Here is a 24,145-nt window from a genome sequence, read left to right as displayed (position 1 = left end):
ATATATCTCATCCTTAACTCCTACGACAGCAACTTCATTAACCCCCCGATTTGGCGTATAACGTTTTCAACATCCATACTGTAAATTTTCTCTCCGCCTCGATTGATTAAATCTTTTTTTCTATCAACAACATATAGGTAACCATCTTTATTGATATAACCTATATCCCCTGTTTTCAGCCAGTTATCATCTGTAATCAAATCTGACTGCTGATTATAATATGCTGCAATTACATTTGTCCCTTTAAGTAAAATTTCACCTGTTTGGCAAACTGGTAATTCGTTCTCAAAGTCATCAACAATTTTAATAGACAACCCTGGAATAGGTTGGCCTGATGAACCAATATGATGGCTCTGAGATGCATCAGTCGGAAATATAGTGGCTGGTGAAGCTGTCTCGGATAGCCCATATATTGTCCTAAACTCCATGTTTGGCAACCATTCTTTAAGTTCTTTTATTTGTTCGGCAGGCATATTGGCGCCACCACAGGCTATTTTAGTCAAACTTGGTAATTTAGAAAAAGACTTCATTTCCTCCAGCATTAATGTAAAAATCGTAGGAGAAGCATGATAAAAAGAAATTCCATGTTCTTGAATGTCTGATAAAACTTGTTTTGGATCAAAAAACTTATGAATATGAATTGTTCCCTTACACTTTAAAAACAAAGATACGGTTGCAATTAAACCAGTTACATTATAAATAGGGATAGCTAAAATGGTCGAATCTTTTTCATCAACATCCAATATTCTATGATAGCTTGTAATAGCATGTTGAATATTGAAATTTCTAATAACTACGCCTTTGCTGTGTGATGTAGTGCCCGAAGTAAACATAAGAATAGCTACATCTTCTAACGATCCAATTTCACTCGTTTCAATGGCTTCATATTCATTTAGATCAATATCAAATAAATTCTTTTTTTGTTGGGAATCACATAGGATAACATTATCGTTATTTTTTTGTACCCAAGAATGAAAAGCCTTATCAACAATTAGCAAATCACAATGACTTTTCTCAACGAGAGACACAATCTCAGGTTCTTTATATTTTGTAGGAAATGGAACAATGACGGCACCTAATTTCTGGGCTGCCAAAAAGGCAATAATGAATTCAACAGAATTATATAATAATAATCCTATGTGTTTTCCTTTTTCGATCTGAAGTTCCTTAATCAGATAAGATGATAATTTATCAGCTAAATCTAGTAATTCATCATACGTATAATTCTCTCCGTTTGTATCAACTACTCCAATTTTATGTGGGGCTTCGTTAACATTTTTTTTCAAGACTTGGTACATATTTTGATTCATATTGTCAAATGTTTGATATTCCTTATTATTTAAACGCTTCATAGTGAGATTCTTATTAATGGTTTCATTCCAATAATTGCTTCCAGAAATCAATTGTTTTACACCACCTATATAAAGCATCTTTCATTTTAAAACAAAATATTTAAATGAATTATGGTAGCAGGGTTATACAGTCATAACCCTGCAGTTAAACTTTTAACCTTCAGAGACCATTGGCCAATAATGAGCGTCATTCTTAGCTGTTTGGTCGATTTGTTCATGCAAAGACATAAGAATTTCTATAAAAGTGTCTTCATTTTCCTCAAGTTCTTCCGGAGTCGTTGATAAAGAGGCCACAACCATTCTATTAGACTGTTCTGAATAAAATAGTAGTTGCAATACCTTAACCAACTCATCTTTTCCAAAAATACGATAAATACTGTGGTTAGCTACGAACTCATTTTTTAATAAGTAAGCATTTTTTCCGTCTACTGTACATTTTATTTTTTCATTAATTTTATACCTGTCTTTATGCCGGCTTCTTTTTTCTTTCTTTTGGAACTGTTTTTCTAAGACATTTATATAGTCATCCAAGTTAACATTTTCTCTCATGTTAGCCCATCTAATTGATAAAGAAGTAGCTGTTTTCTTAGCAATCGTAACTTTATCAATTTTAATCAAACCCTCATGAAACGTAAATTTATTATTAGGGTTGATAAAAATTTGCCAATTTTGTGGATGTTTTATACCGATACCATAGATGTTTAAAGGGATAAAGTTATCCATTATTTGATTTCCTTTCCATTATTCAGTGCTGATAAGGATGAATCAACGGCTGAGTTCATTTCAGTGCCTGCATTAATAATTGAATCAACTCTCACAATATACTTATTAATTGTTTCCTCAGGAGCTTTTGTAATAAGGCTGACTCCAATATAAGCTGCTGCATTCGCCATTAATGCCCATGCCAAGGCCGAAAAACCAAGAGGAGGGGTCACAAAGAATGTGAAAACAGTAGTAACAATCAATCCTAATATAGTACCTGCAAATGCCCCTTCTTTTGTACCTTTTTTCCAAAACAAACCTCCAACAGTAGCTGGTAAAATTTGCGCAAAAAATGGAGAGGACAGAGCATATGCATAATCAACAATATATGCAGGTCTTAAGGCGACCACAATTAGTGTTAAAACCATTAAGATAACAAGTAATATACGGCCAAAATGAACTACTTTTCTAGGTTCGACACTTTTGCCCTTCAATTCAAATGCATGGCGCACGTATATGTCCCTTGAGCCAATAGCACTTGCTGATAAAAGTAATGAGTCTGCTGTTGAAACACCAAAAGCAAACAAGCAAAGTAAAGACAAAAAGGATAGAATAGGCGGCGCATACTCAGTAGATAAAAGTGATACAATGCTGTCAGTATCAGCTACATTCGGTCCTAGAATAGCCGGCGCCAAAATTCCACCTAATATTGCGATTAGGAAATAAACAAAAACATACGCAACAGGCAACGACCATGACATTGACCTGAAAGTATCCTTACTCGCAGCCACATACATTCTCATAAATATATGTGGCCAAACTACTGTTGCTACTGCACCAGTTAATACATTGGATAGTGTTCCTTGCCAATTGAACGTTCCATTTGGCCCTGGATGAGATAATAGTGGTGCTAATTCCGGGTTATCCAGCATAGTATTTACTGCTTGAGCTAATCCACCGTTAGGGAAATAGGTTAATGTTAAATAAACAACCAAAACAATTAAAGTACCAGCTCCTAGTATAAAGTGAAAAGCATCCATCCATGCGACTGATTTTAAGCCGCCACCAATAATATGAAGAGATACTACAATTGTTGCAAACCCAACAGCTAAAATGTAAGGTAACATTCCATTCGTTGTCTCAACCGCAGCATCACCAATTGCTATAAGCTGCATAGCTACATAAGGTACGATAAATATAACCAACACGCATGCAACCAATAGACCATAAGCATCGGAATTATAACGTGATCGTAAAAAGTCAACAGGTGTAGTAAAACCATATTCTTTTCCTAAAATCCAAAGACGATAGCCAATAACAACGAAAAGCAGGCCCGCAATCATTCCACCCGTGTTTGACAGATACCCAATTCCCTCTCGGTATATTGCTGCAGGAACGCCATAGAAGGCGAGAGCAGAAAACACGGAAATAGCGGTAGTTGCAAGTAAAACGAACGGATTAATACCACGGTCAGCTGTAAAGAAAGCTTCAGATGATTTGCTTGTAGCTTTGAAAGACCTGAAACCATGATATATCAGGACAAGACCATAAATGAATATTCCAATAATAATTAATACACTTGCATTCATTGTGCCGGCTCCTTCCCATCAGTATTATACTTCACATGCTTTTGAGTATTGAAAAAATTGTTAAAATAGAGACCCCAAACTGTAGCTGCCATCAATGGAAGCGTAAAGAGTAAAAACATTTGTAAAGGAATCCAGCCAAACAATATAGGGTTTGGCACATAAGGTAGTACGATCCAATCAAATGTGAAATAAACAACATTAAATAGAACAAAAAGCACCTTCTTAGACAAACTCATACGGTTCCCTCCATTCAAGTGATTTATCCTTTAATTTAAACGACCTTATTGCCTTTTCGCCGGCATATTCAATCAATTCACAAGCGTTTTCCATTGCTTTATTTAAATCCATCGGTTTATTGATAATATCGATAACAAGATCAATTCCATGCTTATAAACTTCTCTAATATCACTACCTTCACTTCCGACTATGGCAATTACAGGGACATTATATTTTTGCGCTATCTTTGCCACCCCAATTGGTGCCTTTCCATATACAGATTGAGAATCCATTTTCCCTTCGCCGGTTATGACTAAATCTGCATTTTGTATATGATCTTCCAATTTAGTTTTTTCCAGTATTTTATTGACACCAGGGTGTATCTCAGCATTACAAAAAGCCAATAACCCCGCTCCAAGTCCACCAGCAGCTCCTGACCCTTTTTCATTCATAACAGGCATGTTCAATTGCTTTTCCAGTGTCCCACCATATTTGTATAATAGTTGGTCAAGCCATTTCACATCCTCTTCTGATGCCCCTTTTTGCGGTCCATATATATAAGAAGCACCATTCAAGCCACACAATGGATTAACTACATCTGAAAAAACGGTAACTTTTGTACCTTTTATTCTGTTATCAATATTTGTCACGTCTACTACCTCTAAGTTCTCTAAAGCTTCAGCGCCAAACCCAATTGGATCACCATTTCCATCCTTTAAAGAAACGCCAAGTGCTTGTGCCATTCCTGCTCCCCATCGTTGGTAGCACTGCCACCTATCCCAATTAGGATTTCATCTACGCCTAAATCCAATGCAGCTTTAATTAACTCTCCAGTACCATAAGTTGTTGTTTTAAAGGGATTTTTTTCATCCTCTTTTATAAGTGTCAACCCTGATGCTTCAGCCATTGCAATGACTGCTATATTATTCTCTAAAAGCCCCAATCTAGCCGAAACTTTTTCACCTAATGGGTTTGTAACTTCTTTTTCAATAAATTTTCCATTTGATGCAGCGACCAGCGCGTCAACTGTTCCTTCACCACCATCTGAAATCGGGAACTTGTTAATACTCGCAAACGGTTCCAAATTTTTAATACCTTTCTCGATGGAATCTGCAACTTCAAATGTAGATGCGCTACCTTTAAATGAGTCTGTCGCAATAACAATATTCAAACTACCACTTCCAATCCAATCAACATTAGAAAACGCTTTCTTTAACTTATTATTCATTATAGGATTGGTTTCTTCAAAGGTCTATGTTCTATATAACAAAATAACAAACAAAAAAAGCTATGCATATGTTATGCATAACATAGATTGTTTGTTTTTGTTAGGCGTGTGATTACGACCAGTGTTTTTTTACCACTTCTGCCATCTTTTGTACCAATGTTTGACAAACAATTTACCAGGCAATGCCAACTCGCTTTACCACGCAGTAAAAGAGGCACTCTGCTTTGCCCAAGATAGTGCGAATTCAGTAGCGCGACACCATTGACTTAGAATCGGGCGTTACAACCAATGGCAATCCGCTTCGCTGTGGCTCTGAGTCTGTTCCATATAAGTGCTTTATTCTGTATAAAGACTGGTAAAAAAACTATCATTTGGTGGTAAATTTCTTGTCATTCAGTGGTGAATAATATGGCTTGGGTGGTACATTTTGATGGCTGTAATCAGGCATGTCACAAAGTTAATTACACTTAGCCAGATTAATAATTAAGTATTTTGATTTTCAGTTAACAAATAAGCTAGTTTAATAATTGTAAAATCTTTATAGTTTCTAATATCATACCCTGTCATTTTATGCAATTTATTTAATTTATATTGCAACGTATTTTTGTGGATAAACATTGACTCTGAAATTTGTTGAATCGATCCATTGAACTTTTCAAAAAGACTAATAATCTCTTTATATTCACTGAAATCACCAGGCTTTAAATTTCCAATTACCTTCTTATAAAATTCATTCTTTGTATCTTCGGTTACATTCTCAATTATTAATTCTATATCCATATCATCATAGTAGTTAATATCTATCTCTTTGGATGACAATACCCAATCTAATGCAATGCTCGCTTTTTTATAAGATCCCCTTATTTTATGTAGTTTTGTTTCTATAGTTCCTATCCCAAATTTAAGTTGTAACCCGTGCTCTTTTTTTACGATTTGGTTTATATCTTTTAACATTGTTAATACATTCTCACGTGAAACGTTCTGCAATATCATGATAATATTGTTTTTATTCTGCATCATTAGATTGTCAGGATTCTTCATTAACTTATGATCAAATAAATCGATAACCCTATCTTTAATGTCGAGCGCAGGAAAATCTTCGTTTAACACCTCTGAAACAATAACTATTCTCGGAACATTTTCCTTTATATTGAAAACCTTTAATCGACTCATAAAAATACTTTCTTCGTTTTCATCATTGAATAATAGCTCTTCAATAATCATTCTCTGGTTTTCTCTTGCCTTATTTTTAATATTGGTTAAATATGCATTTTTAATTAGTAATTCCGTCATACTCTTAATGATTGCCCCGAATTTTTCTACTTCTTGTTTTTCTCCAGTGATTCCAATAACCCCAACAATTGTATTCTCAAAATAAATTGGCAAGTTAATACCTTTTCGTGAACCAGTATATTCCCCATCATACCTTATAATTAAATCATCATTTGTTTCCTTTACTTTTTTCCCTCCTCCATGGTAGGTGCCAATTCGGTTGGTATTCGTACTGGCTATAATTATTCCTTCGGTGTTAATATAGTTGATGTCTTGATGTATTATTTCTTCCATATTTGACACAATTGCTTGGGCTAATTCTGCCGAAATATCCATAGATGTTCATAACTCCTCAGAATTATTATTAGAATTAACTTCAAAATTGCTCTTTTTAAAAATGCAGCCGGAGCTGTATATCGATCGCCTGAAATCGTTTTGTGGATCTCACGATGATTAAAATGTTATCCCCAATCACCTCAACAAATAAGCGACTCCAAATCCCTCGGATAATAGGTGAGCATTTCAATGCCGTTTTCCGTTACCAACACCGTATCAGAGTGTCTGAAGCCTCCAACGCCTTTAACATAAATGCCCGGTTCAACCGTGACCACCATACCGGGTTCAATAATGGTGTCATCGCCTAAATCAAAGAATGGTGCTTCATGAATCAAAAGCCCAATATTGTGACCCGTATGATGTTTCGTCAGCTCTGTGATACCTTCCTGTTTATAGTAAGCCTGCACCTGCTCCTCTACAGAAGCATATGTAGCGCCGGATTTAATGGCATTTAAGGCAACTTCTTGGGCATTGTACATATAATTGAAATATTTTTCCTGTTCCTTGGATACTTCTTCAACAAACATCGTTCGCTCCAGCTCACTGTCATAACCGAACACCGCTGCAGCCGCGCCGGTCACCAGCGTATCCCCTTTTGACATGATCACGTTTTGTGTAACCGCATGCGGAAAGGCGGATTCGGAGCCTACCTGGCCTCTGAACGTCGCAGAAGCTGTCTGGCCGTGTGGTTTATAATCGGATCCCAATGTCTCAATCATAGTCAATGTCGCTTCTTGTGACGCCTTGCCGGTAATTTCGATTTCACTGATACCTGATTTTGTGTATTTTTGCAACAGCCTATGTGCCAAATTTCCCCAACGACACGATTCTTTGATTAATTCAATTTCATTAGGAGATTTCACGAACCGCATTTCCTCAATGATACCATAAAGCGACACGAAATCAGCTTCGATCAAGGTATCAATGGTTGGCCCGCGATAGCCCATTGGCGAACCATAGCTGATTGAATCATACCCGATTGTTTTGCCTTCGAATCCATAGAACTGCAGGACTTCTTTTACATATTTCATTGGATGCTTCGTGCCAGGATATTCAGGATAGGAATGCACGTGGTCCATAACAGCGTATTCCTCTGCGTGCTCATGCTCCAGTCGGGGTACGATTAAGTGCCACTTGTCATTTGGATCAACCAGCAGACCAATCGGTCGTTCTGTTGCAATGAAATGGAATCCTGTCAAATAAAAAATATCAGTCGCCGCAAATATAACAGCTGCATCACATTTCTTTTCGAGCAACTTGTTAAAAAAATCCGCCTGACGTGCCTTAAATTCTTCATTTGGAATAGATAATAACATAAGTCCGTTCCTCCTCTGAATCAGATGATGTACAAACTGTATACTGCCCCCTACTACCTATCTCTCCCTAGTGCCGGGTTCAACGCTCATGTTGTTTCAATATCATTTCAATTTGACGCATGGCCTGAACCAATTGATCGGTTTCTTTTCCAGGTATTCCTGCAATCATGTTTTCAACATTTGCGTTTGCATGTTTCGAGAGCGCTCGTAAGTCTCCCTCCCCTTTATCAGTCATTTCGAGATATTGTATTCGACGATCTTCTGTAGATGGAAACTTTTCGATTATACCTTTTTTGGAAAGCCGTTTTAATAGACGGCTGACATACCCTTTATCCAATAAAAAATAATCCGCTAAGTATGAAGCCGTACATTTTTCAACCGAATGTATTTCAAACAGAATCATCGCTTCCGTTGCGGAATAGGTACTTTGATCATCATACTGCGAGAATAATCCCATCATCCGCAAGTAGAAACGGTTGAAATGTTTTATTTTTTGAATGTTTCCCTTAATATTGTCCATTTTGATTGATTCCACTTTTTAAATAATTTACAATATACCATAACCATTTTAGTTGCTTTTGTCAACTATCGTACAAACAGATGGGATTAAGCGGGACTGAAAAGACTTGCGTTCTATAAAAAATCGTTACGATATCGTATCTGCTGATCGTGCGTTTTGCTCATGATTCAAGGGGCACTACAAACAAGAAAGGGGATCTGGCATTGGGTATTGAATCAGATGTATCGTTATTATGGTATGTGATAGGATACGGCATTCTTATGGTAATGCTTGGTATCTACTACTCGAAAAAAATTTCAAAAAGTGAGGATTACATTTTAGCGGGAAGAAGTTTAGGCACACTTGTGTTGAGTGGTACACTGCTGGCCACGTGGGTAGGAAGCGGCAGTATAACCGGGGGCCAGACATCGATGGCTTACAGTTTCGGTATAATCCCGGCTTTTCTATTAACCATCCCGGTTCTTGCCGGCATCATTTCACTCTATTTCATCGCCCCCAAAGTACGCAGTCTGGGGAAATATACTGTCTCCTCAGTCCTGGAAGAAAAATATGGACCAGGTGCCAGATTACTGGCGAGTATCATCATCATTCTTGCCTATATCGGGATTGTTTCGTATCAAATTCAAGGCGTGGGGTTTATCTTAAACGTAACAACTGGGCTTTCATCCCAATGGGGCGTCATCATTGGCGGCATTTTAATCATATTCCTCGCTACCATCGGAGGGCTCAGGTCTGTTGCACCGACTGATGCACTAAGTTCAGGATTCATGGTGCTTGGACTATTGATTGCTCTTCCTTTCATGATTTCGATTGCAGGGGGATGGGATGAAATTACATCAAATGTGCCAGCGAGCCACCTGACTGCAACAGGATCTCTCTCAACCATCCAGTTGCTGGGATACTTGCTGCCACCTCTGTTTTTAATATTAAGTGATCAAAATATGTACCAGAGACTGGCCGCGTCTAAAGAGGATCGTACAACCAAAAAGGCAAATATCGGATGGATCGTTGGCATTCTTATTGTTACGCCTGTCATCAGTTTAATTGCGTTTGCGTCCAGTTCAATGTTTCAAAATATTGAACCCGGGATGGCATTAATGGCCTCGACAGTCGTGTTGCCCAACGTGGTTGGCGGAATTTTATTAGCTGCAGCAACGGCTTTTATTATTACAACAGGCAACTCTTACCTGCTATCCGGTGCGACCAACGTCACCTATGATATTGTTAATAGGTACTTCATGAAGAATGCAACGGATAAGCAATTGATGAATACGACGAAAATCTTTGTGGTTATAATGGGCGTTCTCGCTTATGTATTAATCAGCTATTTCCCGACCATTCTGGATGTCCAAATGTATGCCTACACGGTATATGGCGCAGGTCTTACACCAGCTGTTTTAGGTGTATTGCTCTGGAAGCGGGTCAATAAAGCTGGCGGACTTTCTTCCATGATCGCCGGTGTCGTTACAACACTAACGTGGGAAATTGTGCTTGGCAAGCCATTCGAGATTAATAGTTCCATAATTGCTGTCCCTGTTGCTATATTGGTTCTAATCTTTGTAACGCTTGCGACTTCAAAAAGGCAAGCATCTTGAGACAGTCTTAATATGAACAGAGACACCTACTATTAAAATTAAGTAAGCGTCAAATAATCCCCACCTGTTTTCAGTGTGGGGATTTCGTGCATGCTTTATCTAAATGACGTTGATTCAGATAATCCTGAATGTGGGCTTGTGTTAATTATGCTATTCCTGTACTAATTCAACGGCCTTTCGAACCATATCCATTGGGCCTTATCTATATATTCTTTCGCATGTTCAACATTGACACCCGTTTATAATATAACAATTGCGGGCTTAACTTCATAATTTGTCATTTCTAATACGCTTTCCGCGCTTTGGTATGATGTATTCGTTATGGTTGATACGATATTTTTAGCCCTTTCGCACTGCAAACTCACCCAAAAATTATAAAAGAGCGACTCGGTCATTCATCCATTCAAGTAACATTGGATACGTACTCACATATGCTTCCAAACATGCAATCAGCTGTAGCCGAAAGTTTAGATTCAGCATTTATAAAATAAAAAAAGGACACGAACGGTCATTCGCTTTAGCTAAGTAAAGGTGACCAATTTTGGTCCTTGTCTCTCTGAAAATAGCGCGCCCGGGAGGATTTGAACCCCCGACTTCTGGTACCGGAAACCAGTGCTCTATCCAACTGAGCTACGAGCGCATTAATGAGTCTTTTTAAGACACATAGGATATTATAATACTTCTATGATGAATAGACAAGTCTTTTAAAGGAATTTATAGGAGACGGTATTTTCTGATAATTTTACATGCAAGGGAGAGTGAATTCTGCCGGATAAAAACGAGCAAATGAAAGACAAAGGACATGGCAGCCTTTGTCTTTCCTGTGTTCGTTAATTAATTTTTCATTTTAGGGTCCAGAGCATCGCGCAAGCCGTCACCAATCAGGTTAAACCCAAGCACAACAAGCATAATGCATAGACCTGGTGCGATTAATGTCCAAGGTGCCAGCTGAATAAAGTCTCTTGAGGAAGCAAGCATTTCTCCCCATTCAGGCGTTGGCGGCTGGGCGCCAAGTCCTAGAAAACCTAATGCAGCCGCATCAAGGATAGCTGTCCCAAACCCGAGTGTTGCCTGTACGATGATCGGTGCCAGACTGTTAGGCAAAATATGATGCAGAATAATCCGTCCATTCTTCATACCCTGTGCTTTTGCAGCCAGGATGAACTCCTCTTCGCGTAAGCTGATCACTTTTGAACGAACAAGCCTGCCAAAAATCGGTATATTAATGACAGCAATAGCAATCAATGCATTTTGCAAAGAAGGCCCGATGATAGCTACAATCGCAATGGCTAAAAGGATACTCGGGAAAGCAAGCAAGATGTCAAAAAAACGTGAAATGAGCATATCAACCCAGCGGCCGAAATAACCGGCCACAACACCAAGTATTGTCCCGAATACAAGTGCGCCGATGACAGCAAAAAACCCTACCTGCAGCGAGATTCTTGCCCCAAACGCGATTCGGGTGAAAATATCCCGGCCAACATCATCAGTTCCCAGCCAATGTTCTGCAGATGGTGGCTGCAACCTGTCTGTCAGCACTTGGTCATCATAGCCGTAAGATGTTATCAATGGCGCAAATATACCAACTAAGAGGAATAGAACAATGATAATTAACCCCGCTAATGCAAATCGGTTTTTCCGTAATTGTTTCAATGTATCTTTCAATGGTGATGTTTCCGGTATCATTTCCATTTCAGCTTGCTGATTTGCTTTTGCAGGGTTCGTTTCATTTTTTTCTTCTGTTTGTTTATCTTTTTCTTTTAAACTCATATGAACCCCCCTAGTATTTAATCCTTGGATCAATATAGGAATACAGCAAATCAACAATCAAATTGATAATGACAAACAGGAATGCAATAACCAAAATCCCCGATTGTATCACCGGATAATCTCTGTAATTGATTGCTTCGTACACATACCTGCCAACACCGGGCCAGCTGAATATTGTTTCGGTTAAAATAGCGCCGCCCAGCAGCACCCCTGTCTGTAGACCGATAACTGTTAAAACTGGAATAACGGCGTTTTTCAACGCGTGTTTATAAATAACGAGAAACTGGCTTGCTCCTTTTGCACGAACTGTCCGTATGTAATCTGAATGCATGACTTCCAGCATACTGGACCGCGTCATCCGCGCAATAATAGCCATTGGAATGGTTCCTAAAGCAATACTTGGCAAAACTAAATGCTTAAGTACCCCTATCGTCCTGGAAAAATCCAGATGAAGAAGTGAATCAAGCACATAAAAATATGTAATCGGTTCAATTGGATCCCTGCTGTTCTCACGTCCATATGCCGGCAGCCAGCCTAATTCCTGGGCAAAAATCCATTGCTCCATCAATGCCAGCCAAAAAATCGGTATGGATACACCAACAAGCGCAAACAACATGGCCAGAAAGTCAAACCAGGAGTTCTGTTTCCAGGCACTGATGATACCTGCGTTCACACCTATAATAACAGCAAATATAATAGCAAAAAATGTCAGCTCAAAGGTTGCTGCCAACCGCGGTAATATTTCTGTTGAGATTTCCGCTTTTGACCTGAGTGATGTACCCAGATCACCCTGAAGCAGATCAGTTACATATACACCATATTGTATAGGGTATGACTCATTCAGACCCATGCTTTCTTCAAGATCCTGAATCGCTGTTTCTGTAGCCGTTTCACCAAGAATTACCTGAGCAGGATTTCCGGGAATTAAATGAACAATTGAAAATGTAATCAATGTCATACCTGCCAGTACAGGAATGAGCATTAATAGTCGTCGCATCGTGTAGGCAAACAATGGTTTCACCTCATTCTTTATAAAGTGAATCTTCAATAAGTAGGGGGGTTCTTCCCTCACTGATTGTTAGATGAACAAATCGGACATTTACCGGCAGTTGATCCCCACCTAATCTTCACCGTATACCCGAACATGTGAGGTGGAGGACTGCCAAACAGGGCAGCAGAATTTGACTGCTGCCCTCTGGTTTTTTAATTCGCCAATTCAACTTCAGCAAGTGATTCGCTTGTTGACGGATGCGGCACATAATTTTCCACATAACTAGCGGCAGCCAGAACAGGTTCAGAGTGCACGAGCGGAACCATCGGTGCGTCTTCACTTATAAGCGTTTGAGCCTCTTTATACAATTCGGCACGTTCATCCTGGTCAATAGAGGTTTTTGCCTGATTCAGCAATTCATCGACTTCATCATTTTCATAAAATGTTCGGTTGCTGCTTCCAACATTGTCACCATGAAGGAGACTGCTCATGAAGTAATCCGGGTCACCATTCGTGCCGGACCAGCCAAGCATGAACATTTCCTGTTCACCTTGCAGTGTTTTTTCCAGATATGGTGCCCATTCTTCGCGTACAATTGAAACCTCGATTCCCACTTCCGACAGATTGTTCTGAACAATTTCAGCAACTGTTTCCGGATCAGGCATATAAGGTCTGGCAACAGGCATTGTCCATAACTCTATTTCCATACCATCTTCATAGCCCGCTTCTGCTAATAAACTTTTAGCTTTTTCCACGTCATATTCATAGCCTTCAACATCATCATTGTAACCCATATAGCTCGGCGGTAATGGGTTTTTGGCAGGCTGTGCGTACCCTGCATACATGGCTTCTGCAATTGCCTGACGATCAATCGCATGGTTAATTGCCCGGCGGACCTCCACCTGATTAAGCGGCTCCTTCTGAGTATTAAAGCCTACATAGCCAACGTTATTTTCAGAGCGTGTATACAGCTCCACACCTTCCTCGGCTTCTACGGTTTCAGCATCATCCGGATTCAGCCCATCCATAATATCAATTTCACCGGATTGCAGGGCAATCAGACGTGCGGCGTTATCCGGAATGACTTCGAATACGACACTGTCAACTTTTGGTAGACCGTCTTTACGATAATCCTCGAATTTACTTAATTCGATTGAATCATCTTTAGTCCAGCTTTCAAATTTAAACGGTCCGGTACCAACCGGATTTTCATTAATCTGAGGTCCATATTCTTCAAGTGCGGCAGGAGAAGTAATGGCAAAGTAACTCATAGCCATATTTTGCAGAAAATAGCCTAAAGGCTGTTTCAGGACAAACTCAATTTCATGATCGTTCACAACATTGATTTTTTCAATCACATGACTGTCATCGCCCTGATAACCGCCGAACATCGTTCCATACATGGAATAGACATATCCTTCTTCCTCAAAAGCATATTCATGTTCAGGATCGGCCCAGCGTTCAAAGTTCGTCTTAACAGCTTCCGCATTAAAATCTGTGCCATCATGGAAGGTGACCCCTTCTTCCAAATAAAATGTATAATTTAAACCATCATCAGAGACCTCCCAATCTTCCGCAAGGCCGGGTACAACTTCAAATGATTCCTTATCAAAATCAAGCAGACTTTCCAGTACCTGTCTGGTCACCCTTGACGATTCCCCATCTGTTGTACTCCCGGGGTCAAGACTCTCCGAATCGCCGCCACGTGCAAACACCAGTACATCTTCACCATCACTGCCGCTGTTCGCTTCGGTGTCCTCTCCAGTGCTTCCATCACTGTCACCCGCGGCATCTGAGTCATCATCACCGCTGCATGCTACTACTACTAATGCCAACGCAACGAAAACCATTAATAGCCAAAATCTTGGCTTCATGTGTGCAACCCCCTTATAATTTTTAACAACCGATTATGACTGCACAGTATCATCATACAGATGACATGCAACATAATGATTGTTTTCAACTTCCCTGAACTCCGGCCGCACTTCACTGCAAATATCCATTGCATAAGGACATCTTTTATGAAATGCACAGCCTGATGGCGGATCTGATGGACTCGGAACGTCACCTTTCAGGATAATGCGATCTTTCTGATAATCAGGATCCGGATCTGGAACCGCTGACATTAAGGCTTGTGTATAAGGATGTTTAGGATTATTATAAAGTCCATCTTTGCTTGTCAATTCAGCCATGCGCCCCAGATACATAACACCGACTCTGTCGCAAATATGCTTTACAACACTGAGATCATGTGCAATAAAGATATAGGTTAAATTAAACCGGTCCCGCAGCTCATTCATAAGGTTAAGAATTTGTGCCTGTACAGAAACATCCAATGCTGATACAGGCTCATCACAAATAATCAATTTAGGATTGTTGGCAAGCGCACGTGCAATCCCGATACGCTGTCGCTGACCGCCGCTGAACTGGTGCGGGTACCTTGACGCATGATAAGAGCTGAGCCCTACAACTTTCAGAAGCTCCCTGACTCTTTCCTTCCGTTCACCGGAAGACTTCATACCATGAATCAAAAGCGGCTCTCCCACTATTTTCTCAACTGTATGCCGGGGATTTAATGAGGCATATGGATCCTGAAATATAATCTGCATGTTACGGCGCAGTTTTCGCATATCTTCTTTACTTAACCCGTTAACATCCTGATCCTGAAACTTCACTTCACCGGCTGTGGGTTCGCTTAAGCGAAGTATTGATTTTCCGGTTGTTGACTTCCCGCACCCTGATTCACCAACAAGTCCGAGAATTTCTCCTTCTTTTACCGTGAACGATACATCATCAACCGCTTTAACTTCACCAACTTTTCGGCCAAATACACCCCCTTTGATCGGAAAATACTTTTTCAGACCGTTAACTTCCAAGAGCAGATTCGCCATCTTTTGCTGCATCCCCTTCCTTTTTGTCATATAAGAAACAGCGGCTGCTGCGCCCATCTCCCAGATCGTATAGCTCCGGAGGCTCCTTAAAGCATCGGTCAAACGCAAATTCACAGCGTGGAGCAAATTGACACCCGGACTGCGCCATTCCCGGTTTAGGAACGGTTCCAGGAATGGAGTAAAGCGATTGTTCATCACCATGAAGCTTGGGCAACGAACGTATAAGTCCCCTTGTATATGGATGCTGCGGATCTTTCAGAATCTCCCGTACACTTCCTTCCTCAACGACCTGTCCGGCGTACATGACAATAACACGTTCACACAGTTCAGCTACCACCCCCAAGTCATGCGTAATTAATAATATCGCAGTGTCTCTTTCTTTATTTAAATTCCTCATGATATCCAGGATTTGCGCCTGAATAGTTACATCCAAAGCCGTCGTGGGCTCGTCCGCAAGCAACATATCCGGATTACATGACATTGCCATGGCAATCATGACACGCTGCCGCATCCCGCCGGATAATTGGTGAGGGTATTCATCAACCACATCCTCAGCCCTGGGTATTCCTACCAAATTTAACAGTTCAATCGATTCCTGTTTGGCTTCTTTTTTCGTTATTTTTCGATGGAACCGGATGGCTTCAATTAATTGATTTCCTATCGTAAAAAGCGGATTAAGCGATGTCATTGGTTCCTGGAAAATCATACCGATTTCATTGCCGCGAATTTGTTTCATCCGTTTTTGGGAAGCATGAACGATGTTTTCATGCTTAAAATTTATTTCACCACCGGTAATTTTCCCTGGAGGGCTTGGCACCAGCTGCATAATCGATAACGATGTTACGCTCTTGCCACAGCCGGACTCCCCCACTATCCCAACAATTTCCCCTTTATGTAATGAGAAGCTGACGCCATTGACCGCTGGAATTTCACCTTCATCCGTGAAAAAATGTGTATGTAAGTTGTCCAATTCCAGGATTGTTTCCTTTGGCACGTCTCTTCCCCCTTTAATTTATGTAAGATTAATATTATTTACCTAAATTTAAAATTTCTTAATAATTCAATTATAATCTTATAATGAATGAGACAATAATGCAAGATAAAATATCCATTTAAAACTGGTTAAAGATTTTCAGCTATGGGTTTTATCATTGAGGTTTTAGGGGTATGATGGTAAATGACTTATGACATATCGGGAGACTTGATTTTGGCTGGTCACCATAATATACACAGACGAATTATATTATTTGACCTTTTTTGACCTATTCGTTATGATAAAAATATCCAATCATAATGGGTGAATATGAAATGAAATAAGGAGGAAGAAAACATATGAATCTGATACCGACAGTCATTGAACAGACAAATCGTGGAGAACGCGCATATGATATTTATTCACGCCTGCTGAAAGACCGCATAATCATGCTTGGCAGCGGGATTGATGACAACGTGGCCAACTCAATTGTAGCACAGCTTCTTTTCCTTGAAGCGGAAGATCCGGATAAGGATATTTCATTGTACATTAACTCTCCCGGCGGTTCGATCACAGCTGGCATGGCTATTTACGATACAATGCAATTCATCAAATCAGATGTTTCCACCATCTGCACTGGAATGGCTGCATCAATGGGTGCGTTTCTACTGGCTGCAGGTGAAAAAGGCAAACGCTATGCGCTGCCTAACAGTGAAGTCATGATTCACCAACCACTAGGCGGAACACAGGGACAGGCGACTGACATCGAAATCCATGCCCGCCGCATCATCCAGATGAAGGAAAAAATGAACAAAATTCTTTCTGATCGCACCGGACAGCCACTGGAAGTCGTTGAACGCGACACCGACCGAGACAACTTCAAGTCTGCTGAAGAATCTGTGGAATACGGTTTGATTGACAAGATTTTGGAAAGAAATACAGACAAAAAATAAAGTGAATCTTCAACCAGTGGGGCGCCTTTTCCCACTGATTGTTAGATGAACAGAATCGGACATTTATTGGCAGTTTACCCCCCACCTAATCCTTATCGTATACCCGAACATGTGAGATGGGGGTCTTACTGCCAGTTACATGCGGGATAAATCATAATTAAACACAAACGGCTGTACCAAATCCGGTACAGCCGTTTTTAATGACTCTATAACTTCTATTTTGAGACAAAATCGATTAATCCATTGAGTGCATCTTCTTCGTCATTGCCATCAGCAATTAATTTGATTGTCTCACCCGGTGTAACCGCAACACTCATCAGCCCCATAATACTTTTGGCATTCACACGCTTCCCATCTTTTTCAAGAAATACATGTGAAGAATACCCATTAGCTTCCTGTACAAATTGAGCTGCCGGCCTCGATTGTAAACCTGATTCCAAATCAACTTTTACCATTTTTTCCAACAACCATCTCATCCTCCTTGACTGAAAACGTTTTCAGATTATTTTTAAAAAACGGGTTGTCGCTATCTCAACACGAAACCCGTGAAAGTTTTCCCCATTTAAAAAAAGCAGTATTCGAATGCTGTTGCCGCTACTTTAAATATAAATAGTATATCATACAACCTTCGAAAAATGTACAATTAGTCACTTTTTTGAAACAACTCTGTCTTCATGAAGTTTCTCAGCAAATTCATCGATTTTTTTAAGCCGGTGGTTGACGCCTGATTTGGATATTTTGCCGCTGGAAACTAATTCGCCTAATTCTTTCAGCGTGATATCCTGATGCTGGACCCGAAGTGCTGCAATCTCTCTTAGTTTCTCAGGTAATGCTTCCAAGCCAACCATTTCTGAAATAAAATTGATATTTTCAATCTGGCGGAACGCTGCACCAATCGTTTTGTTTAAATTGGCTGTTTCGCAGTTGACCAGGCGATTGACTGAATTACGCATGTCCCGCACAATTCTGACGTCTTCAAATTTGAATAAGGCATTGTGGGCGCCTATAATACTTAAGAAATCCGTTATTTTTTCTGCTTCTTTCAAATAAACAATATACCCTTTTTTACGTTCAAGGCTCCGTGCGCCTAATTCATATTCATTCATCAATTCACACAAGGATTCATTATGTTCCTGATATGAATTGGTTATTTCCAGATGATATGACGATGTTTCAGGGTTATTCATGGAGCCGCCTGCCAAAAAGGCCCCTCTTAAATAGGATCGTTTGCAGCAATCTTTTTCCTTAAACTGCTCCGGAATCGTTCGTGTGAACGTATAGTCATCCTGTACAATACCTAATTCAAACAGCAATTGCCGGACATATTCCTTCATGCGGACAATATAGACATTATTTTTCTTCAACTTCATTTTTTTACGGACAAGCAACTCGACCGAAATATCATATGATGATTTGACCAACGTATATATCCGCCGGGCTATGGCAGCATTTTCTGTTTGGACATCAAGTGTGTAATGACTTCCGGACTTGGACACCACGCCATTCATCCGTATCAATGCAGCCAGTTCAGCATTCTTACAGGAAGAATCCAGCTCAATCCCTGTCAATTCTTTTTTTATTTCCGCTGCAAAAGACATACCTGACACCTCCCTGTTCAACAGTCTTGTATTGTCTGCTTCATGTGTTATTATCCAGCATTGAATAAAGCAAGTTTGCTATTTTTTGTGTATCGTGACGTAAAGTCGTGCGCTGCGGGTCAATAATATCACTTTCAATGATCTTAAGTCCCATATCAAGCAGACGTTCCGTATCATAAATAACCGGATCAGCATTTTCCTCTGCATACACTTCACGAACTTGTTTGCGTATCGGTTCATTATGAACAACGATTGAATCGACACAACCGGAACCGATATGATCACGGATTGCCTGAACGTGATCTGCAGCTGTATATCCTGTTGTTTCCCCCGCTTGGGTCATCACATTGCACACATAAACGACATTAGCCTTTGTATTGCCGAGCGCCACGTCGATTTGTGGAATAATCAGATTTGGTAAAATACTTGTATAAAGACTACCCGGAGCCACGATCACCAGATCAGCCTTTTCAATTGCCTCTACTGCATTCGGAAGGGGCCGGACAGGCTGCGGACTCAGAAATACACGTTCAATTTTTTTGTTGGCAAGCGGTATATTGGATTCACCCGATACGACCGTTCCATCTTCCATTTTTGCATACAGCGACATGCTATCATTTGATATTGGATAAATTTCACCTTTGACATTTAACACACGTGATATTTCCTGAATACCGGTAAAAAAGTTCCCTGTCACAGATGTCATGGCTGCCAGCAGCAAATTACCCATTGAATGCCCCGATAATCCATTGCCGACATTAAACCTGTGCTGAAACAGTTCAAGCAGCATCGGTTCGGCATCTGATAAAGCAGCAATAACATTCCGTATATCACCGGGAGCAGGTATGGCCATTTCATTTCTTAATCGCCCTGTACTTCCACCGTCATCAGCTACTGTCACCAGAGCAGTCAAGTCAATGGGCAAATCCTTCAGCCCGCGCAAGAGGACCGGCATTCCTGTCCCGCCGCCAACGACCACAACACTCGGGTTCTTTTGGCTGTTGTTCATATTAATGTCCCTTTCTTTTGTCAATGTCACGATGGCTGACATGGGTAATGTAGTTCGTTGACAGTTGTTTGGCAAAGTATTCAGCAAGCGCAACAGACCGGTGCTGTCCACCTGTACACCCGATTCCGACTACAAGCTGTGACTTCCCTTCTTTTTTATATTGAGGAAGCATGAACTGCAATAAGTCAAGTACTTTTTCATTGAATTTCTGCGTATCAGACCATTTGAAAACATATGACGATACTTCTGAGCTCAATCCGGTCAGCGGCTGCATATGCGGAACATAATGCGGGTTCGGCAAAAACCGGACATCAAACAACAAGTCCGCGTCAATTGGAACACCGTATTTATAACCAAATGAAACCATGTGAACAGAGAAGATGTCCTGTTTTTCTTCGGTATAAGCTTTCAGGATTTTTTCTCTTAATTCCTTTGGTTTTAAATTGGTCGTATCAATAATCCGCTGTGCTCTGCCTCTTAGTTCATCGAGGATTTTCCGCTCCTGTTGAATCCCCTCAAGCGGTAAACCTTCCGGCGCCAAGGGATGAGAGCGTCGCGTTTCTTTGTATCTGCTGACTAGTGACTCCTCTTTGGCGTCCAGAAAAAGGATATGTTCATTCAGCCATTCCGCTTCTCCTAAGATATCCAAAGCTTCGAATAATGAATCAAAAAACTCACGGCCGCGCAAATCCATAACGAGTGCTACATTTTTAATATTGTTCGTTGAATCTTTCATCAGCTCAAGGAATTTTGGCAGCAATGCGGGCGGCAAATTATCAACACAGTAATAACCGAGATCTTCAAAGCTTTGAACGGCAACTGTTTTCCCTGCACCTGACATCCCTGTAATAACAACCAGTTTTGTTTCCAGTTCACTTTTTGCCATTTGCAATTCTCCTCTTTAAACGTGGGATGGGTCGAATCGGCAGTCAATCAGATCAAAGTCTTCCTTATATTGGAAGGACCCATAAAGCATTTTATCTGAGTCCAGTACGTGTTCAAAAATTTTTCGATCACCCTCTGCCATTGGCAAATCACTAACCATCTGCTGTGTGACCCATTCCAAATCACCTTCCCGGCAGTAATGCGCTAAGGCACCTGTATATTGCTCACAGAAAAAGGTAAACATCATCCATTCCTGCATCAGTTTTTCACCATGAAAAATTGAAAAAGTAAATACGCCTGCCAGCTCGGGTTCAATCAATTGCAATTCGGTCTCTTCACGATATTCACGGACTACCGACTCTTTAATCGATTCACCTTTTTCCATTTTGCCGCCGGGAGCGGCATACCAACCCCGGCGCGGCTTTTTCAACAATAAAACTTTATCGTTATGTAATAATATGCAATTTGTTACACGTTGCATTCCTTCGTCACTTCTTTCTTTTATCCCAAAGTTAAATTGAGGGATAAAACACTATTTCCATTATACACCCATTACCACCAAACCAACAACTATACAGCCTGTTCGACAGACTTGGACAGGATCTGTTTTAAACATTTAAAAAAGCACAAAAAAAATGCAGGTGAATCATCACCTGCGAGAAACTAATTTATTATTAAAAGGGGGTCAATTAGTTATTTATTATTATACCCGATAAATATTTCATGCGTATTACAACAGCGTTAAAAAGTATTTACTTTCTGATTAAATGAATTTTCAAGCAATGTAATATTTTTTAAAAAGATGAGTATAAAAGTGAAAAGACCCTTCACAAGAGCCTTTTCACCTTATCTTTTCAGTTGATTATGACTGTGCTGCTTTCAATTCTTCTTCCAAATTCTCGATATACTTCTGTGAAGCTTCGGCAGCAATACTTCCATCACCGGTTGCTGTTACAATTTGTCGAAGTGATTTTTCACGAATGTCACCTGCTGCATAAATGCCAGGAATAGATGTTTCCATATTTTCATTCGTTGGAATATAACCTTCATCATTTGTGATACCTAATGATTTAAATGGTTCGCTCAGTGGTACCATTCCGATATAAATAAATACACCATCAACCGGGTACTCATATTCTTTTCCTGTCTCATTGTTATAAAGAGAAACAGCATTCACCTTGCCATCCGGACCGTTAATCGTTTTTGCTTCGGTGTCCCAGATGAAGTCAACCTTATCATTATTAAAGGCACGATCCTGCAAAATCTTCTGGGCACGCAGATTATCACGGCGATGCACAATTGTGACTTTATCAGCGAATCGTGTTAAATACATGCCTTCTTCAACAGCAGAGTCTCCTCCGCCGATAACGGCAAGATTTTTTTCTTTAAAGAATGCCCCATCACAGACCGCACAATAAGATACACCGCGTCCTCCAAGCTCATCTTCACCGGGGATGCCGAGTTTCTTAAATTGCGCGCCTGTTGTAATGATCAGAACACGCGTATTATACTGTTTGCTGCCGGCGATAACCGTTTTATAATCACCGTAATCTTCAACATTTTTAATATCACCATAGGCATATTCAGCCCCAAATTTTTTGGCGTGTTCGAACAGTTTATTCGATAAATCCGGCCCTAAAATGTGTTCGTAACCGGGATAGTTTTCAACGTCTTCTGTGTTAGCGACCTGTCCGCCCGGAATGCCGCGTTCAATCATCAACGTGTCCAGATTTGCACGTGATGCATAAACTGCTGCAGTCATACCGGCAGGTCCGGCACCTGCAATAATCACATCATACATACGTTCTTCGGCCATGTAATCAGCCCTTTCTTTCGCAATTATCATCAATCCATATTTATCGTATTAAACGTTCACTGTTTAGTCTACCTATTTGCTCATCCAAAAATACAGGCAACCTACTCTGTTTTCCATGGACCTTCCTGCTCTGCCAGCTGTGGATGTCTTTTGCACCCTTCCTTCCATAATGAAAGAGCTTTTGCAGGTTCACCAAGGTTATAGGCTGTTATACTGTACCATTTAAAATAGGATAAATGGCTTTTCAACTGCCATTTAGCCAGCTGCTTAAATCGTGAATATGCTTGATTGAATGCACCAGTTCTTGCAAACGTTACAGCTACCCGTAATTTTTGCTGTTCACGCATCGGATACACATTCAGCAATTGATTTAAATGCCATTCATATTCCTTTTTCCGCCCTGTCTCATAATAAAACATGACCAGATTGCTGTGACTGTTCAAGGAATCAGGATGCTCCGACAGGACTTCAAGTTCCATTCTGATGGCATCCTCGGTATATCCGACAGCAAATAAAGCGTATGTATAATCGTGCTTAATTGATTGGTGTTCCGGAAACAAGGCCAGCATTTCTTCAAGCAATGGGAGCGCTTCATTCCACGCATTGTTTTCCATATGATGAAAAATTGTTTCCTGATAAACGAGCAACTCATCTTCTTCATCAAATTGCCATTCATTATTATCGTCTTCTTCATCAATATGCATCAAATCCAGCAAATGTTCGGCATCTGCGCTAAAGTCCCCATCAGTTGCTTGATCGAGATAAATTTTTGCGTGTTTTTTCGCTTCATTTAATAACCCTAAATGAGCGTAATTATTTGCCAGCAAATAGTAGCAATCCGGATAGTGATCATCTGTTGATGTCAGTACGTCATTCAGAAGCTGATTCGCAGCATGAAAAGCGCCAATCTCCGTATAAACGATCGACATCTGGCATTGATACAGGGGGTTTTCCGGATCTGTTTCAATAGCTTTGTGCAGCCATTTTGTCGCAACATCAAATTTATGTTTCTGAAAGGCTTCAGCACCTTTCGTAAAATAAAAATCGCCGTCAGGGATAAAGGGGATAATATTTTCATTAAACCGTTGTACCCTATTGTCTGATTCCTGCATAAACTCATCCCCTTTATTGT

General features: G+C 40.2%; 21 protein-coding genes, 1 tRNA gene and 2 pseudogenes. 3 read left to right on the top strand and 21 right to left on the bottom strand.

Annotated features, from left to right (window positions below; translation table 11 throughout):
• Positions 1-20 precede the first annotated feature (20 nt).
• The 8 genes and pseudogenes from AOX59_RS18550 to AOX59_RS18515 all read right to left on the bottom strand — a co-directional run bounded on the left by AOX59_RS18550 (position 21) and on the right by AOX59_RS18515 (position 8,532).
• The gene (locus AOX59_RS18550; RefSeq protein ID WP_169792892.1) at positions 21-1,352 is read right to left on the bottom strand and encodes a class I adenylate-forming enzyme family protein; all 1,332 of its coding nucleotides are present in this window, start codon (positions 1,350-1,352) and stop codon (positions 21-23) included.
• 153 nt (positions 1,353-1,505) lie between these two features.
• Positions 1,506-2,075 (bottom strand): hypothetical protein, encoded by a 570-nt coding sequence (locus tag AOX59_RS18545; RefSeq protein WP_068447868.1) that lies wholly within the window; start codon positions 2,073-2,075, stop codon positions 1,506-1,508.
• The gene (locus tag AOX59_RS18540) at positions 2,075-3,643 is read right to left on the bottom strand and encodes a sodium:solute symporter family protein (protein WP_068447866.1); all 1,569 of its coding nucleotides are present in this window, start codon (positions 3,641-3,643) and stop codon (positions 2,075-2,077) included. Before AOX59_RS18540 ends, AOX59_RS18545 begins: the two co-directional genes overlap by 1 nt.
• Complete coding sequence (locus AOX59_RS18535) at positions 3,640-3,879, bottom strand: hypothetical protein (protein WP_068447863.1); 240 nt, start codon at positions 3,877-3,879, stop codon at positions 3,640-3,642. Before AOX59_RS18535 ends, AOX59_RS18540 begins: the two co-directional genes overlap by 4 nt.
• Positions 3,866-5,088, bottom strand: a pseudogene (locus tag AOX59_RS18530) (glycerate kinase). Before AOX59_RS18530 ends, AOX59_RS18535 begins: the two are co-directional and overlap by 14 nt.
• A gap of 483 nt (positions 5,089-5,571) precedes the next feature.
• Complete coding sequence (locus tag AOX59_RS18525; protein ID WP_068447862.1) at positions 5,572-6,696, bottom strand: CdaR family transcriptional regulator; 1,125 nt, start codon at positions 6,694-6,696, stop codon at positions 5,572-5,574.
• Positions 6,697-6,836: 140 nt separating this feature from the next.
• Positions 6,837-8,012: a M24 family metallopeptidase gene (locus tag AOX59_RS18520; RefSeq protein ID WP_068447860.1), complete on the bottom strand. Its 1,176-nt coding sequence runs from the start codon at positions 8,010-8,012 to the stop codon at positions 6,837-6,839.
• Between the two features lie 79 nt (positions 8,013-8,091).
• Positions 8,092-8,532 (bottom strand): MarR family winged helix-turn-helix transcriptional regulator, encoded by a 441-nt coding sequence (locus tag AOX59_RS18515; protein ID WP_068447858.1) that lies wholly within the window; start codon positions 8,530-8,532, stop codon positions 8,092-8,094.
• A 149-nt stretch (positions 8,533-8,681) separates the two neighbouring features.
• Between AOX59_RS18515 and AOX59_RS18510 the strand changes: the two genes are divergently transcribed.
• Positions 8,682-10,127 (top strand): sodium:solute symporter family protein, encoded by a 1,446-nt coding sequence (locus AOX59_RS18510; protein ID WP_418000772.1) that lies wholly within the window; start codon positions 8,682-8,684, stop codon positions 10,125-10,127.
• Between the two features lie 362 nt (positions 10,128-10,489).
• Positions 10,490-10,618 (top strand): annotated as a pseudogene (locus tag AOX59_RS20805) (site-specific integrase); the annotation flags it as partial.
• A 75-nt stretch (positions 10,619-10,693) separates the two neighbouring features.
• Here AOX59_RS20805 and AOX59_RS18505 read toward each other — a convergent pair.
• The 6 genes from AOX59_RS18505 to AOX59_RS18480 form a co-directional block, all read right to left on the bottom strand.
• Positions 10,694-10,767 (bottom strand) — tRNA-Arg (locus AOX59_RS18505).
• A 194-nt stretch (positions 10,768-10,961) separates the two neighbouring features.
• Complete coding sequence (locus tag AOX59_RS18500) at positions 10,962-11,813, bottom strand: ABC transporter permease (RefSeq protein ID WP_418000793.1); 852 nt, start codon at positions 11,811-11,813, stop codon at positions 10,962-10,964.
• Positions 11,814-11,907: 94 nt separating this feature from the next.
• The gene (locus AOX59_RS18495; protein ID WP_068447854.1) at positions 11,908-12,909 is read right to left on the bottom strand and encodes an ABC transporter permease; all 1,002 of its coding nucleotides are present in this window, start codon (positions 12,907-12,909) and stop codon (positions 11,908-11,910) included.
• Between the two features lie 191 nt (positions 12,910-13,100).
• Positions 13,101-14,762, bottom strand: a complete 1,662-nt coding sequence (locus tag AOX59_RS18490) for an ABC transporter substrate-binding protein (RefSeq protein WP_068447851.1) — start codon at positions 14,760-14,762, stop codon at positions 13,101-13,103.
• Between the two features lie 33 nt (positions 14,763-14,795).
• Positions 14,796-15,779: an ABC transporter ATP-binding protein gene (locus AOX59_RS18485; protein WP_068447849.1), complete on the bottom strand. Its 984-nt coding sequence runs from the start codon at positions 15,777-15,779 to the stop codon at positions 14,796-14,798.
• Positions 15,754-16,773 carry an ABC transporter ATP-binding protein gene (locus tag AOX59_RS18480; RefSeq protein WP_068447846.1) on the bottom strand — a complete coding sequence of 340 codons (1,020 nt, stop codon included), beginning with the start codon at positions 16,771-16,773 and terminating at the stop codon, positions 15,754-15,756. The genes AOX59_RS18485 and AOX59_RS18480 overlap by 26 nt, the downstream gene beginning before the upstream one ends.
• Positions 16,774-17,111: 338 nt before the next feature.
• Here AOX59_RS18480 and clpP point away from each other — a divergent pair, with 338 nt between their 5' ends.
• Positions 17,112-17,705, top strand: a complete 594-nt coding sequence (gene clpP / locus AOX59_RS18475; protein WP_068447844.1) for an ATP-dependent Clp endopeptidase proteolytic subunit ClpP — start codon at positions 17,112-17,114, stop codon at positions 17,703-17,705.
• A gap of 215 nt (positions 17,706-17,920) precedes the next feature.
• Here clpP and AOX59_RS18470 read toward each other — a convergent pair whose 3' ends face one another.
• The 7 genes from AOX59_RS18470 to AOX59_RS18440 all read right to left on the bottom strand — a co-directional run bounded on the left by AOX59_RS18470 (position 17,921) and on the right by AOX59_RS18440 (position 24,125).
• On the bottom strand, positions 17,921-18,172 hold the full coding sequence (locus AOX59_RS18470) for an HPr family phosphocarrier protein (protein WP_068447842.1): 252 nt from the start codon (positions 18,170-18,172) through the stop codon (positions 17,921-17,923).
• Positions 18,173-18,352: 180 nt separating this feature from the next.
• Positions 18,353-19,303, bottom strand: coding sequence for a DNA-binding protein WhiA (whiA, locus tag AOX59_RS18465; RefSeq protein WP_068447840.1), 951 nt, complete (start codon positions 19,301-19,303; stop codon positions 18,353-18,355).
• Positions 19,304-19,343: 40 nt separating this feature from the next.
• On the bottom strand, positions 19,344-20,312 hold the full coding sequence (locus AOX59_RS18460) for a gluconeogenesis factor YvcK family protein (protein WP_068447838.1): 969 nt from the start codon (positions 20,310-20,312) through the stop codon (positions 19,344-19,346).
• Between the two features lies 1 nt (position 20,313).
• Entirely contained in the window at positions 20,314-21,198 is an 885-nt protein-coding gene (rapZ, locus tag AOX59_RS18455) for an RNase adapter RapZ (protein ID WP_068447836.1), read from the bottom strand.
• A gap of 15 nt (positions 21,199-21,213) precedes the next feature.
• Entirely contained in the window at positions 21,214-21,678 is a 465-nt protein-coding gene (locus tag AOX59_RS18450) for an NUDIX hydrolase (RefSeq protein WP_068447834.1), read from the bottom strand.
• A gap of 381 nt (positions 21,679-22,059) precedes the next feature.
• Positions 22,060-23,013, bottom strand: a complete 954-nt coding sequence (gene trxB / locus AOX59_RS18445; RefSeq protein ID WP_068447832.1) for a thioredoxin-disulfide reductase — start codon at positions 23,011-23,013, stop codon at positions 22,060-22,062.
• A 101-nt stretch (positions 23,014-23,114) separates the two neighbouring features.
• The gene (locus tag AOX59_RS18440; protein WP_068447831.1) at positions 23,115-24,125 is read right to left on the bottom strand and encodes a tetratricopeptide repeat protein; all 1,011 of its coding nucleotides are present in this window, start codon (positions 24,123-24,125) and stop codon (positions 23,115-23,117) included.
• Positions 24,126-24,145 lie beyond the last annotated feature (20 nt).

The organism is Lentibacillus amyloliquefaciens, from assembly GCF_001307805.1.
Classification (GTDB): Bacteria; Bacillota; Bacilli; order Bacillales; family Amphibacillaceae; genus Lentibacillus; species Lentibacillus amyloliquefaciens.
Note: the sequence above shows the minus strand (reverse complement) of the source record. Positions and strands in the feature narration are given on the sequence as shown.

What these genes read in the sequence shown, in the direction of transcription:
- AOX59_RS18550 (WP_169792892.1), bottom strand. Translation starts at nt 1,352, where the DNA reads ATGAAGCGTTTAAATAATAAGGAATATCAAACATTTGACAATATGAAT.
- AOX59_RS18545 (WP_068447868.1), bottom strand. Translation starts at nt 2,075, where the DNA reads ATGGATAACTTTATCCCTTTAAACATCTATGGTATCGGTATAAAACAT.
- AOX59_RS18540 (WP_068447866.1), bottom strand. Translation starts at nt 3,643, where the DNA reads ATGAATGCAAGTGTATTAATTATTATTGGAATATTCATTTATGGTCTT.
- AOX59_RS18535 (WP_068447863.1), bottom strand. Translation starts at nt 3,879, where the DNA reads ATGAGTTTGTCTAAGAAGGTGCTTTTTGTTCTATTTAATGTTGTTTAT.
- AOX59_RS18525 (WP_068447862.1), bottom strand. Translation starts at nt 6,696, where the DNA reads ATGGATATTTCGGCAGAATTAGCCCAAGCAATTGTGTCAAATATGGAA.
- AOX59_RS18520 (WP_068447860.1), bottom strand. Translation starts at nt 8,012, where the DNA reads ATGTTATTATCTATTCCAAATGAAGAATTTAAGGCACGTCAGGCGGAT.
- AOX59_RS18515 (WP_068447858.1), bottom strand. Translation starts at nt 8,532, where the DNA reads ATGGACAATATTAAGGGAAACATTCAAAAAATAAAACATTTCAACCGT.
- AOX59_RS18500 (WP_418000793.1), bottom strand. Translation starts at nt 11,813, where the DNA reads ATGATACCGGAAACATCACCATTGAAAGATACATTGAAACAATTACGG.
- AOX59_RS18490 (WP_068447851.1), bottom strand. Translation starts at nt 14,762, where the DNA reads ATGAAGCCAAGATTTTGGCTATTAATGGTTTTCGTTGCGTTGGCATTA.
- AOX59_RS18485 (WP_068447849.1), bottom strand. Translation starts at nt 15,779, where the DNA reads ATGGCGAATCTGCTCTTGGAAGTTAACGGTCTGAAAAAGTATTTTCCG.
- clpP (WP_068447844.1), top strand. Translation starts at nt 17,112, where the DNA reads ATGAATCTGATACCGACAGTCATTGAACAGACAAATCGTGGAGAACGC.
- whiA (WP_068447840.1), bottom strand. Translation starts at nt 19,303, where the DNA reads ATGTCTTTTGCAGCGGAAATAAAAAAAGAATTGACAGGGATTGAGCTG.
- AOX59_RS18460 (WP_068447838.1), bottom strand. Translation starts at nt 20,312, where the DNA reads ATGAACAACAGCCAAAAGAACCCGAGTGTTGTGGTCGTTGGCGGCGGG.
- rapZ (WP_068447836.1), bottom strand. Translation starts at nt 21,198, where the DNA reads ATGGCAAAAAGTGAACTGGAAACAAAACTGGTTGTTATTACAGGGATG.
- AOX59_RS18450 (WP_068447834.1), bottom strand. Translation starts at nt 21,678, where the DNA reads ATGCAACGTGTAACAAATTGCATATTATTACATAACGATAAAGTTTTA.
- trxB (WP_068447832.1), bottom strand. Translation starts at nt 23,013, where the DNA reads ATGGCCGAAGAACGTATGTATGATGTGATTATTGCAGGTGCCGGACCT.
- AOX59_RS18440 (WP_068447831.1), bottom strand. Translation starts at nt 24,125, where the DNA reads ATGCAGGAATCAGACAATAGGGTACAACGGTTTAATGAAAATATTATC.